Origin of the sequence: uncultured Microbacterium sp. (genome assembly GCF_963521645.1) — a bacterium.
Taxonomy (GTDB): Bacteria; Actinomycetota; Actinomycetes; order Actinomycetales; family Microbacteriaceae; genus Microbacterium.
Window position 1 is genome coordinate 1 of the sequence record NZ_CAUQVQ010000073.1, and the last position, 12,483, is coordinate 12,483.

At 68.9% G+C, this 12,483-nt stretch carries 10 protein-coding genes; 1 reads left to right on the forward strand and 9 read right to left on the reverse strand.

Annotation, left to right across the window (positions count from 1 at the left end):
* The 5 genes from cydC to RWO82_RS12665 form a co-directional block, all read right to left on the reverse strand.
* On the reverse strand, nucleotides 1-1,478 hold a 1,478-nt coding region (gene cydC / locus RWO82_RS12645), incomplete at its 3' end, for a thiol reductant ABC exporter subunit CydC (protein WP_314427593.1).
* On the reverse strand, nucleotides 1,475-3,133 hold the full coding sequence (gene cydD, locus RWO82_RS12650; RefSeq protein WP_314427596.1) for a thiol reductant ABC exporter subunit CydD: 1,659 nt from the start codon (nucleotides 3,131-3,133) through the stop codon (nucleotides 1,475-1,477). The genes cydD and cydC, both read right to left, overlap by 4 nt.
* A gap of 148 nt (nucleotides 3,134-3,281) precedes the next feature.
* Nucleotides 3,282-4,304 carry a cytochrome d ubiquinol oxidase subunit II gene (gene cydB / locus RWO82_RS12655; RefSeq protein ID WP_314427599.1) on the reverse strand — a complete coding sequence of 341 codons (1,023 nt, stop codon included), beginning with the start codon at nucleotides 4,302-4,304 and terminating at the stop codon, nucleotides 3,282-3,284.
* 14 nt (nucleotides 4,305-4,318) lie between these two features.
* The gene (locus tag RWO82_RS12660) at nucleotides 4,319-5,734 is read right to left on the reverse strand and encodes a cytochrome ubiquinol oxidase subunit I (protein ID WP_314427602.1); all 1,416 of its coding nucleotides are present in this window, start codon (nucleotides 5,732-5,734) and stop codon (nucleotides 4,319-4,321) included.
* 109 nt (nucleotides 5,735-5,843) lie between these two features.
* Nucleotides 5,844-6,521, reverse strand: coding sequence for a helix-turn-helix domain-containing protein (locus RWO82_RS12665; RefSeq protein ID WP_314427605.1), 678 nt, complete (start codon nucleotides 6,519-6,521; stop codon nucleotides 5,844-5,846).
* A 100-nt stretch (nucleotides 6,522-6,621) separates the two neighbouring features.
* On the opposite strand from RWO82_RS12665, the gene radA reads away from it, so the two are divergent.
* Nucleotides 6,622-7,989 (forward strand): DNA repair protein RadA, encoded by a 1,368-nt coding sequence (gene radA / locus RWO82_RS12670; protein ID WP_314427608.1) that lies wholly within the window; start codon nucleotides 6,622-6,624, stop codon nucleotides 7,987-7,989.
* A 216-nt stretch (nucleotides 7,990-8,205) separates the two neighbouring features.
* Here radA and RWO82_RS12675 read toward each other — a convergent pair whose 3' ends face one another.
* From RWO82_RS12675 to RWO82_RS12690, 4 genes are all read right to left on the reverse strand, one after another.
* On the reverse strand, nucleotides 8,206-8,616 hold the full coding sequence (locus tag RWO82_RS12675) for a dehydrogenase (RefSeq protein ID WP_314427610.1): 411 nt from the start codon (nucleotides 8,614-8,616) through the stop codon (nucleotides 8,206-8,208).
* A 272-nt stretch (nucleotides 8,617-8,888) separates the two neighbouring features.
* A complete protein-coding gene (locus tag RWO82_RS12680) occupies nucleotides 8,889-9,578 on the reverse strand; it encodes a hypothetical protein (RefSeq protein WP_314427613.1) in 690 nt (229 codons plus the stop codon).
* Nucleotides 9,579-9,587: 9 nt separating this feature from the next.
* Nucleotides 9,588-10,091 carry an amino-acid N-acetyltransferase gene (locus RWO82_RS12685; RefSeq protein WP_314427616.1) on the reverse strand — a complete coding sequence of 168 codons (504 nt, stop codon included), beginning with the start codon at nucleotides 10,089-10,091 and terminating at the stop codon, nucleotides 9,588-9,590.
* 163 nt (nucleotides 10,092-10,254) lie between these two features.
* The coding region (locus RWO82_RS12690) for an ATP-dependent Clp protease ATP-binding subunit (protein WP_314427618.1) at nucleotides 10,255-12,483 on the reverse strand (2,229 nt) is incomplete at its 5' end.

Consider the following 12,483-nt stretch of genomic DNA (forward strand, 5'->3'; position numbering starts at 1 on the left):
CCCCTGAGCAGCGCGCGGGCGAGGGCGATCCGCTGCGCCTGGCCTCCCGACACCAGCCCGCCGCGGTCGCCGACGCGCGCATCGAGCCCGCCGCGCTCGCGCACCCATGGTCCGAGGCCTACCCGATCGAGCACCGCGAGCAGCTCGTCGTCGGTCGCCGAGTCCCGCGCGAACAGCAGGTTCTGGCGGATGTCCTCGTCGAACAGCTGAGGGTTCTGCTCGCACAGTCCGATCGTGCGGCGCAGCGCCGGCCCCGACAGCGACGTCGCATCCGCACCTCCGACCGAGTACTCCCCCTCGACCCTCAGGAACCCGACGAGCACGGCAGCCAGCGAGCTCTTCCCGGCACCGCTCGGGCCGGAGACGAGCACTCGCTCCCCCGGCCGCACGTCGAGGTCGACGCTGCGCAGCGCCGGTGCTCCCCCGGGCCACGACGCGCGTGCGCCTCGAAGCCTCAGCGGCGGGACTCCGACGAGATCGGCATCCTCCCCCTCGTCCGATCGCAACTCGGGCGGCACGTGGGAGGGCAGCACGTCGACGATGCGCTCAGCGCTCGACCGCACGCTGCGCCAGGATGCCGCGGCGATCGGCACCGCCCCGAACACCTCGAACACGACCATGGGCACGAGCACCGCGACCGCGAGCCACGGACCGTCGATCGCTCCGGTCGCGAGTCCGGGTGCCGCGACGGCGAGCGCCCACACCGACGCGGCACCCGCGACCGCCGACACGATGCCCGCCGCGATCGCCTGAGCCAGAGAGGCGCTGCTCACTGCCCGGCGCAGCTCCGCATCCGCTCGGCTCACCCGCTCGCGCGCCTGCGGTTCGGCCCCGTAGGCGAGCAGCACGTCGAGCGTGCCGAAGTAATCGGTCAGCGCGGCCGAGAGGTCGCCGCGACGGCGCGACACTGCAGCCTCGGCGCGGGATCCGAACACCCACCCCAGACCGATCGACGCGGCCGCCGCGATCACCAGGCAGGCCGCGAGCGTCAGAGCAGCCGGCACCGACACGAACGCGAGGAAACCCACCGCGCCGAGCGCCACGAGACCCGACACGGCGAGCGGTTGGACCACGCGCAGGGGCAGGTTCTGCAGATTCTCGACGTCGTCGACCAGCGCCGACAGCACCCGCCCGTGGTCGGTGCGTCCGAGCCCGGCGGGCGACAGCGGGGTCAGGCGTCGCACCATGTCGGCGCGCGTCGAGGCGAGCTGACGCAGCGCCGCATCGTGCCCGCTCAGCCGCTCGAGATACCGGGTGACCGCACGGGAGACCGCGAAGAAGCGCACCCCGACCACGGCGATCGACAGCGGCACGAGAGAGTCGACGATCGAGGCGCTCACGATCAGCCAGCCGCTGACCGCGAGCAGGCTGACGGCGGCGCCCGCCGAGAGGAAGCCCCAGATCGCGCCGGGCAGGAAGCGACGCACAGGCGGCTGCGCCAGGCGAAGGATGCCGCGGATGCGAGCGGAGTCGCTCATGCGCTCACCCCCAGCTCGACGACGTGATCGGCCACGTCGCGCGCCGATCGGCGGTGCGAGACGAGCAGCACCGTCGCCCCGGCATCCGCCCGCGCGCGCAGCGACGCCCAGAGCCTCTGCTCGGTCTCGGCATCCAGCGCGCTGGAGGGTTCGTCGAGCGCCAGCACTGCGTCCGGTCGGGCCGCGTGCCGATACAGGGCTCGCGCGACCGCGACCCGCTGTGCCTGGCCGCCCGAAAGACCGCTCCCCTGCACGCCGAGTTCGAGCGCAGGCTCCAGGTCGTTCGCGCAGGCCTCGTCGAGGGCGCGGCGCACCCGGTCGGCATCGGGTGCCGCATCGCCGAGCGCGACGTTCGCCGCAATCGTGCCGCGGCTCAGCTGCGGGCGCTGCCCCGCCCACGCCAGCCAGTCCGAGGGAGCGAGCTCGCGCACATCGACGCCGTCCACCGCGGCCTCGCCCTCGAACTCTGCTGCGCCGCGCAGGGCCGCGAGCAGACTCGACTTGCCCGCACCGCTGGGCCCCTCGATCAGGGTGATGGTTCCGGGGCGCGCAGTGAACGAGACCGGCGGCAGATCGCGCACCCGCAGGTCGGCGACGACCAGCACTCCCCCGGCGCCCGTTCGCAGCCCCGGGTGTGCGTCGTGCTGCGCACCTGCGCGGTCGGTCGCGCCCGACTTCAGACCGGCATCGTGCACGCGGTCGGCCCGCTCCGCCGCGGCGTCGAGCACCTCGAAGACGTCCTCGGTCGCCGCGACACCCTCCGCCGCGGCGTGGAACTGCACGCCGACCTGCCGGATCGGCAGGAACGCCTCAGGGGCGAGCAGCAGCACGAACAGCCCCACCTCCAGCGACAGCTCGCCGGACAGCAGCCGGAATCCGACGGCCACGGCGATCAGCGCCACGGCGATCGACGCGAGCAGCTCCATCGAGAAGCCGGAGAGGAACGAGAACCGCAGCACCTTCATGGTCTCGCGGCGGTACTGGTCCGACGTCTGCTCGATCTGCGCAGCGGCACGGCCTTCGCGACCGAACAGCCGGAGGGTCGACAGGCCCTGCACCGTGTCGGCGAACCGCGCCGCGAGACGCTGCAGCGTCTGCCACTGCGTCCGCTGCACCGTGCGGGTCGCGATGCCGATCAGGATGAGGAACAGCGGGATCAGCGGCAGCGTGACGATGGCGGTGAGTCCGCTCGGCCAGTCCTGCCACCACATGACCGCGACGATCACCGGCGTCGCGACCACCGTGAGCACGAGCTGCGGGATGTACCGCGCGAAGTACGCGTCGAGCGCCTCGAGTCCGTGTCCGGCGGTCACCGCGAGACCCGCCTGGTTGCGCTGCGCGAGCCAGCCCGGTCCGAGGCGGCCGACGGCCGAGATCAGGGCGGCGCGCAGCTGCATCCCGGTCTTCGCCGCGGCGCGGGTGCCCGCGGCATCCGAGGCGGCGATCAGCACTCCCCGCAGCGCGGCGAGCGCGAGCAGAAACAGCAGGGATGCCGTGACGTCACGTCCGGCGAGCGCGCCGGTGACGGCATCCGTCAGCATCCAGGCGAACGCGATCGTGACCGCCGTCTGCACGACACCGATCACGCCCGACAGCAGCAGGAACCCACGCGCGGCGGCGGCGTATCGGACGAGCCGGATGTCGACGGGTTTCACGCGTCAGCGCGTTTCGTCTCGGGCGCGCTGCGCGCGGCCTCGCTCAACGACCGGGTCTCGGGCGCGCTGCGCGCGGCCTCGCTCAACGACCGGCGGCCGGTCGTTGAGCGAGCGCAGCGAGCCGAAACGGGGTTCGCGAAGAAGAGACTCACGCGTGCGCCGGAGCCCCCTCGATCGACCTGCGGGTGACCCGCTTGCGGAAGATCCAGTACGTCCACGTCTGGTACGCCAACACCAGGGGCAGCGCGATCAGGGCGGTCCAGCTCATGATCGTCAGCGTATACGGCGTGCTCGAGGCGTTCTCGATCGTGAGGCTGAAGGCCGGGTCGATCGTCGACGGCATGACGTAGGGGAACAGCGCACCGAACAGCATCACGACAGCGGATGCCACGGTCACGGCCCCTGCGGTGAAGGCCCGCCCGTCGCGACCGCGCATCGAGAACAGCACCGACGCGATCAGGGCGAGGGCGGCGACGAGACCGCATCCGACGACCATCAGCATCAGCGGGGCGTCGCGCTCCCACGCGATGCCGATGGTCCAGAGCACCGTGCCGGCCGCCGCGAGGATCGTCGGGCCCGCGGCCAGCTTGACCAGGCGGCGCGCATCGTCGTGCACCTGGCCGTCGGTCTTGAGCGAGACGAACAGCACGCCGTGCAGGAAGAACAGCAGCAGCGTCGTGACGCCGACGAGCAGCGAGTACGGGTTCAGCAGCGCGAAGAAGCCTCCGACGTAGATGTGGTTCTCGTCGATCGCCACCCCCTGCACGATGTTGCCGAACGCGACGCCCCACAGCAGCGCGGGCACAGCCGAGCCGATCACGATCATCCGGTCGAAGCCGGCCTTCCATTGCTTGCTCTCGCGCTGGTGACGGTACTCGAACGACACCCCGCGCAGGATCAGCGCGAGCAGGATCAGCAGCAGCGGCAGGTAGAACCCGCTGAACAGGGTCGCGTACCACTCGGGGAACGACGCGAACAGGCATGCGCCCGCGACGATGACCCAGGTCTCGTTGAGGTCCCAGATGGGGCCGATCGTGTTGATGACCTGGCGACGCGAGACGTCGTTCCTGCCGAGGAAGGGCAGCGACATGCCCACACCGAAGTCGAATCCGTCGAGCACGAAGTAGCCGACGAAGAGGAAGGCGACGATCCAGAACCACATGTATTCCATGACTGCTCCCTCTCTCAGTACACGACCGACGGCAGCTGGGCCGTCTCCTCGTGGGGCTGCTCTTCGGTGTCGGGGCCCTTCTGGGCCGCTTTGACGATCAGGCGGACCTCGACCACGGCGAGCGCGGCGTATATCGCGGTGAAGGCGATCAGCGAGATGAGCACCTCGACCCCGCTGACGCCGGGCGAGACGCCGTCCTGCGTGGTCATGAGGCCGAACACGATCCAGGGCTGTCTGCCCATCTCGGTGAAGACCCAGCCCATGATGTTGGCGACGAGCGCGAGCGGGAACGACCAGATCGCGAGCTTCCACATCCACGGGGCGGGCGGGTTCTTGGCGCCCTTGCGGGTGACCCAGAGGCCGACGACCGCGACGAGGGCGGCAGCCATGCCGAGGCCGATCATCCAGCGGAACGCCCAGTACGTGACCCAGAGGATCGGGGCGAACTCGGTGAGACCGGTGTCGGCGAAGGTCGTGGCGTACTCGGCGTTGAGGTCGTTGATGCCGTGCACGCACGCGTCGAACGTGTGGGTCGACAGCAGTGACAGCAGGTACGGCACCCGGATGCTGAACAGCTCGGAGCTGCCGTCGGGTGTGCCGAGCGTGAAGAGGCTGAACGAGGCATCGGGCCCGCACACGGTGTTGAACGTCGCCTCGGCGGCGGCCATCTTCATCGGCTGGGCGGCGTACATCGCGAGGCCCAGCTGGTCACCCGTGAGCACCACGCCGGCGGTCGAGACGATCATCGCCCACAGCCCGAACTTGAGCGAGATGCGCATGGTGTCGAAGTGCTGGCCCCGAGCGAGGTGCCAGGCCGAGACCGAGATCACGACACCGGCGGCGAACATCAGCGCACCGAAGATCGTGTGCGGGAACGCGGCGAGCGCGACCGGGTTCGTGAGCAGCGCCCAGAAGTCGGTGAGCTCGGCGCGGTTGGTCTCGGGGTTGAAGACGTAGCCGACGGGGTTCTGCATGAACGCGTTCGCGGCGATGATGAAGTACGCCGACAGGATGCTGCCGATCGAGACGCACCAGATGGTCGCGAGGTGCAGCTTCTGCGGGAGCTTGTCCCATCCGAAGATCCAGAGGCCGATGAAGGTCGCCTCGAAGAAGAACGCGAGCAGGCCCTCGAACGCCAGCGGGGCGCCGAAGACGTCGCCGACGAAGCGGGAGTAGTCCGACCAGTTCATGCCGAACTGGAACTCCTGCACGATGCCGGTCACGACGCCCATGGCGAAGTTGATCAGGAAGATCTTGCCGAAGAACCGGGTCAGGTGCAGGTACTGCACCTTGCCGGTGCGCACCCACGCGGTCTGGAAGATCGCCGCGACGAGCGCCATGCCGATCGTCAGCGGCACGAACAGGTAGTGGTAGACGGTCGTCAGACCGAACTGCCATCGAGACAGGACCAGCGGATCCAGCCATTCCATGAGCCACTCCTTCTTCCGTGCCCGTGTTCTTCCGTGCTCCGGGTGCCACGCTAATGACGGGCCCGTCGCCCTCGAAGGGGCGCAGGCCGTGAATAAGGCAGACGGTCGCCTAGGCGGCGGTCATCTCCGTCAGGCGCAGCTGCACCACGCAGTCCGCAGGCCTCGCGCAGTCCGCCGCGAGGGCGGGGGTGCGCACACCCTCTGCAGCGAGCGGCCCACCGGCTTCGGTGAGCACCCCCTGCATGAGGCCGAGGTGCACGGAGCACAGCATCGGACGGTCTTCGACGCGACCCGCGGCGTGCGGGCACGGGCTGAGATCGACCGTGAGCTGCTCGTCGTCGACGACGGGCTCGAAGCCGCTCTCCTCCAAGTGTTCGATCAGGGCATCAAGCTGGTAGGTCGCTTCGCGACCCAGGGCGGATGCGGATGCCGGCAGCACACGGCGCAGCAGATCACCGCGCTCGGCAGCGGCCTTCGCCTTGTTGCGGGCGATGGGGCTGGAGGCGTCTGCGGCTCCGGTCGCGGCGCTGTAGAGCGTGCGCGGGCGCCCGCGCGTGGTGCGGTGCTCGGTGGCCTGGATGACGTACCCGCCCTCGATCAGGCGCTGCAGGTGCTCGCGCACGGTGTTGGGGTGCAGGCCGGTGGCCTCGCACAGCTCGCCGATCGTGAGCGCCGCACGGGTCTGCGAGGCACCGTGCCCGGCCGGGCGCGCCTCGAAGAGCAGGTGCAGGAGCCGCACCCGCGAGAAGGTCGAGATCGGCCCGCAGACGGGCCCGCCGTTGGCCATGAATCCAGTATCCCGTTGTGCCAGGATCGCTGGAAGTGGATCGACCGTGAATAATGCCCGACGCGATAGGGATGTCGGATACCGGCGATAGCCTGGCTGCATGGCCACCCGCAAACCCGCTCCCCCCGCCTATGTCTGCACGGAATGCGGCTGGACGACGGCCAAGTGGGTGGGCCGCTGCGCCGAGTGCCAGCAATGGGGCACCGTGCAGGAGCAGGGTGCGCAGACCGGCATCCTGAGCCGGGTCACACCGCTCGCACCGACGGCAGACCGCGCCGCCCGCCCCATCACGCAGATCACGACCGCCGACGCGCCGCGGCGTTCGAGCGGCGTCGGGGAGTTCGACCGCGTTCTCGGGGGCGGCATCGTGCCCGGGGCGGCCATTCTTCTCAGCGGCGAACCGGGAGTCGGCAAATCGACGCTGCTGCTCGAGGTGGCGGCGCAGGCCGCACGAGGTGGCCGCCGCGTTCTGTACGCGAGTGCCGAGGAGTCCCCCGGCCAGGTGCGGCTGCGTGCCGAGCGGACCGGAGCCCTGCACGACGAGCTGTACCTCGCGAGCGAGACCGACCTGGCGACGATCCTCGGTCACATCGACGCGGTGCAGCCCCAGCTCGTGATCGTCGACTCGGTGCAGACCGTGTCGTCGTCGCTCATCGACGGGGCGGCCGGTCAGCCGAGCCAGGTGCGCGAGGTGGCGGCGACGCTGATCCGCGTCGCGAAAGACCGCGGGCTGCCCGTCATCATCGTCGGTCACGTCACGAAAGACGGACAGGTCGCGGGTCCGCGCGTGCTCGAGCATCTGGTCGACGTGGTCTGCCACTTCGAGGGCGACCGCCAGACGTCGCTGCGCTTCATCCGCGCGCTGAAGAATCGTTTCGGTCCCACCGACGAGGTCGGATGCTTCGAGATGACCGGAGACGGCATCGCCGAGGTGCCCGATCCCTCCGGTCTGTTCCTCTCGCAGGGTGAGACCGAGCCGGGCACCTGCGTCGCGATCTCGCTCGAGGGACGCCGCGCGCTGCCGGTCGAGGTGCAGGCGCTCACGATCGACACCTCTGCGCCGAACCCCCGTCGCGTCGTGCACGGGCTCGATGCGTCGCGCGTGGCGATGGTGCTCGCGATCCTCGAACGACGTGCGGGCATCAAGACGAGCAACCTCGACGTCTACGTGTCGACGGTCGGCGGAGTGCGCTTCACCGAACCCGCGGCGGATCTCGCCATCGCGGTCGCGGTCGCAGGATCCATCCAGCAGATCAGAGTGCCGCGCACGGTCGCCGCGGTGGGCGAACTGAGCCTCGCCGGTGAGATCCGGCCCGTCACGCAGTCGGCGCAACGCCGGTCAGAGGCTTCACGCCTGGGCTACGAGCAGGTGGTCGATGACCGATCGAAGACGCTGCGGGCCGCGCTGAACGATGTCCGCGCCCGCAACACCTCGCGGCGCCCCGAGCGCGACATCCCGCCGTTCTGAGTCGACGCCCCCGGTCGTTGAGCCACGTTTCGTCTCGGTCGGCTCCGCCGTCCTCGCTCAACGAACGACCTGCGTCACCACACCCCGGTCGCGAGCCACATCTCTTCTCGGTCGGCTCCGCCGTCCTCGCTCGACGAACGACCTGCGTCACCACACCCCGGTCGTTGAGCGAGGAGCGAAGCACCGAGACGAAACGTCCCGCGACGACGAGGCCGGTCAGGCGTCGAGTGCCTTGAGTATCTCCTCGGGTGAGGCCTGCATCGGATGCGGGCCCGCGATGTCGAGGAAGACGGTCGTGATCGGATGCGTCGCGAGGAACTTCCGCAGCCACTCCGCGCTGTAGATCCCGACGCCCGGAGGAAGGTTCGCCGGTTTGTTCTTCGCGTCACTGAAGAGCAGCAGCGCGAGATCTCCGCTGTTCGGATCGCGATAAGTCCACACTTCGCCGCTGTCGAGGGGATTGTCGCGGGCACCGGGCTTGATCAGCGGCACGACGGTCGTCCCGTGGCGCAGCGCCAGAGCCACCGCGGCGATGTCCTGCTTCTCGAGCGCCTGCGCGAGAGCATCCGACCGGAAGTCTTCGGGCGCTGGCTTGTTCTTGCCGGACTTCGACTTCTTGGCTGCCATGTCTCCAGCCTATTCCCGGAGAGAGCTCCGTCGATCCGATGCGCTACCGGGCGGAATCCCCGGACGAGACGGAATCAGAATGGGCCCTCTCGAGTGACCATTGGGGATGGATGCAGTCGAAAGGGCCCGGGGCTCTCGGGCGGCAGTGTCGAAGCGCTGGGGACGCTATGGTTCGACGCCACTGGGGATGGCATAGCGCCGCAATATCAAGAGAGCCACCTCTATGGTATCCCAAAGAATCCCCGGTGTCAGCAGGGTCAGCGCGCGGCCGGTCAGTAGAGCAGGATCTGCGCGGTGGTCGCCGCGGGGAACCCGCCGATCTCGACCGACACGTGGTACGACGACCCGCCACCGGGAGCGCGCGGGCGGTTCTCCTGATCGCACGTGTCGACGCTCGACCGCGTGCGGTCCCACACCACAGGCACCTTGCTCGTGACCGTCGCACCTGCGGCGAGAGTCGCGATCATGCTGCTCGGGTTCTCCTGGCAGTCCGTGGACCGCCACCACACGTCGGCCCCGCTCGAGACGGTGAATCGCTGCGTCGTCGACCCGACGTCGATCGTGCAGTCGGCCGATCCGCGGTTCGTGAGGGAGATCGAGAGGTTGGGCAGCGCGCCGGCGGGATAGGACTCGGCATCCGTGACCGCCGTGACCTCGATGTCGCCGGCCTGGCACGCGACGAGGCCGGGCGGCTCCTCGACGCTGGGCCCATCCGTCGGGGCCTCACCCTCCTGCGTCTGCGACGGCGAGGGGGTGGGCGATTCGCTCGCTCCGGCCCCGGGAGTCGGAACCGCCGTCGACGGGGCGGAGGGGGACGGAGTCGGTGTCGCCTCGCTCGCGGCAGCCCACGGCCGCGCGACCAGCAGCCACACGGAGACACCGACGACGGCGAGCACCAGGATCAGCGCGATCAGGGTCACCAGTCGCCGACGACGGTAGACGGCGGCAGACTGACGAGGCATGTATCCAGGTTAGTTGAGGCTCTTGAGCATCCTGGTGTTGCCCAGGGTGTTCGGCTTGACGTGCGCGAGGTCGAGGAACTCCTCGACACCAGCGTCGCCGCTGCGCAGCAACTGGGAGTACACGTCGGGATCGACGACCTGCTCCCCGATGGTCGTGTATCCGCGACGGCCGAAGAACTCGACCTCGAAGGTCAGGCAGAACAGTCGAGTCAGACCGAGCACGCGGGCGTTCTGCTCGAGCTGTCCGACGATCGCGCCGCCCACACCGTGGTGCAGCCAGTCGGCACGCACCATGAGCGTGCGCACCTCACCCAGGTCCTCCCAGAACACGTGCAGAGCGCCGCATCCGATGAGCTCTCCGTCCGCTTCGGCGACGACGAACTCCTGCACCGCGCCGTACAGCACCGCGAGGTCTTTGCCGAGGAGGATGCGCTGCTCGACCATCGGCTGCAGCAGGGCACGGATGCCGACGATGTCTGCGCTGCGCGCCGGACGGACGATGTAGTCGCTCACCCCTCCAGCCTAGAACCGGTCCCCTCCCGAGACCCGGAGCGTACGAACCGCGCCCTTTGCAGAAACACCCGCCCGAAACCTGCAAAGTGCGCGATTCGAACGAGAGGGGCCGGGCACGCAGAAGGGGCGGATGCCGAAGCACCCGCCCCGTCCGTCGTGAGGACTACTCGCCGCTGGCGATGGCCAGATCGGGCGTCCCGGGGATCGCTCCGCCGGTGTTGACGCCGACCGCGACCTGCTCGCCACGGGGGCCGTGCTCAAACAGGAACTCGCCGTTCTCGGCATCGACCTTCACGTGGTCGCCGGGGTTCAGCTCGCCGTGGAGGATCTTCTCCGAAAGCCGGTCCTCGACCTCGTGCTGCATCGCGCGACGCAGCGGTCGGGCACCGAGTGCCGGGTCGAACCCGATCTCGATGAGGCGCTCCTTGGCGGCCTGCGAGAGCTCGATCGTCATGTCGCGGTCGAGCAGACGCTCGCCGAGGCGCTTCGTGAACAGATCGACGATCTGCACGAGCTCTTCCTTCGACAGCTGCGGGAACACGATGATGTCGTCGACACGGTTGAGGAACTCGGGCTTGAAGTTGCGCTTGAGCTCTTCGTTGACCTTGCCCTTCATCCGCTCGTAGTTCGTCGAGTTGACGCCCTCGATCTGGAATCCGACCGGACCACCGGCGATGTCACGAGCACCGAGGTTGGTGGTCATGATGATGACGGTGTTCTTGAAGTCGATCACGCGGCCCTGACCGTCGGTCAGTCGACCCTCTTCGAGGATCTGCAGCAGCGAGTTGAAGATGTCCGGGTGGGCCTTCTCGATCTCGTCGAACAGCACCACGCTGAACGGCTTGCGACGCACCTTCTCGGTGAGCTGGCCGCCCTCTTCGAATCCGACGAACCCGGGAGGGGCACCGAACAGACGAGAGACGGTGTGCTTCTCACCGAACTCGCTCATGTCGAGCGAGATCAGCGCGGCCTCGTCGTCGAACAGGAACTCCGCGAGGGCCTTGGCGAGCTCGGTCTTTCCGACACCCGTGGGGCCGGCGAAGATGAACGAGCCGGAAGGACGCTTGGGGTCCTTCAGACCGGCACGCTGACGACGGATCGTCTTGGAGAGTGCCGCGATGGCCTCCTCCTGACCGATGACGCGCTGGTGCAGCGCCTTCTCCATGAAGACGAGTCGCGAGGACTCCTCTTCCGTCAGCTTGAACACGGGGATGCCGGTGGCCTGTGCGAGCACCTCGGCGATCAGGCCCTCGTCGACGACCGCCTGGGTCGCGACGTCACCCGAACGCCACTGCTTCTCGAGGCGCAGGCGCTCGGCGAGGAGGCTCTTCTCCTCATCGCGCAGCGATGCGGCCTTCTCGAAATCCTGCTCCTCGGACGCCAGCTCCTTCTGCTCGCGCACCTTGGCGATCTTCTCGTCGAACTCCCGCAGCTCGGGCGGGCTCGACAGGATGCTGAGGCGCAGGCGTGCGCCGGCCTCGTCGATCAGGTCGATCGCCTTGTCGGGCAGGAACCGGTCCGACACGTAGCGGTCGGCGAGGTTCGATGCCGCGACGATCGCGCCGTCGGTGATCTGCACCTTGTGGTGCGCCTCGTAGCGGTCGCGCAGCCCCTTGAGGATGTTGATCGTGTGGGGCAGGCTCGGCTCGTTCACCTGGATCGACTGGAAGCGACGCTCGAGAGCGGCATCCTTCTCGAAGTGCTTGCGGTACTCGTCGAGCGTGGTGGCACCGATCGTCTGGAGCTCACCGCGGGCGAGCAGCGGCTTGAGGATGCTGGCCGCGTCGATCGCGCCCTCGGCGGCACCCGCACCCACCAGGGTGTGGATCTCGTCGATGAAGACGATGATGTCGCCGCGCGTGCGGATCTCCTTGGTGACCTTCTTCAGACGCTCCTCGAAGTCACCGCGGTAGCGGGAACCGGCGATGAGCGAGCCGAGGTCGAGCGAGTAGAGCTGCTTGTCCTTCAGCGTCTCGGGCACATCGCCCTTGACGATCGCCTGAGCGAGGCCCTCGACGACGGCGGTCTTGCCGACGCCGGGCTCACCGATCAGCACGGGGTTGTTCTTGGAGCGACGAGACAGGATCTGCATGACCCGCTCGATCTCCTTCTCGCGCCCGATCACCGGGTCGAGCTTGTTGTCGCGCGCCGCCTGCGTCAGGTTGCGACCGAACTGGTCGAGGACCTGCGAGCCGCCCTGAGCGCTCGGGGTGTCGTTCGACTGCGCGCCGACGGCTGCCGGCTCGCGTCCGGGAGCACCGGACAGAAGCTGGATGACCTGCTGGCGCACCTTGTTGAGGTCGGCGCCGAGCTTGACGAGCACCTGGGCTGCGACGCCCTCACCCTCGCGGATGAGGCCGAGCAGGATGTGCTCGGTGCCGATGTAGTTGTG

What these genes read in the sequence shown, in the direction of transcription:
- cydB (WP_314427599.1), bottom strand. Translation starts at nt 4,304, where the DNA reads ATGGAATACATGTGGTTCTGGATCGTCGCCTTCCTCTTCGTCGGCTAC.
- RWO82_RS12660 (WP_314427602.1), bottom strand. Translation starts at nt 5,734, where the DNA reads ATGGAATGGCTGGATCCGCTGGTCCTGTCTCGATGGCAGTTCGGTCTG.
- RWO82_RS12665 (WP_314427605.1), bottom strand. Translation starts at nt 6,521, where the DNA reads ATGGCCAACGGCGGGCCCGTCTGCGGGCCGATCTCGACCTTCTCGCGG.
- radA (WP_314427608.1), top strand. Translation starts at nt 6,622, where the DNA reads ATGGCCACCCGCAAACCCGCTCCCCCCGCCTATGTCTGCACGGAATGC.
- RWO82_RS12675 (WP_314427610.1), bottom strand. Translation starts at nt 8,616, where the DNA reads ATGGCAGCCAAGAAGTCGAAGTCCGGCAAGAACAAGCCAGCGCCCGAA.
- RWO82_RS12680 (WP_314427613.1), bottom strand. Translation starts at nt 9,578, where the DNA reads ATGCCTCGTCAGTCTGCCGCCGTCTACCGTCGTCGGCGACTGGTGACC.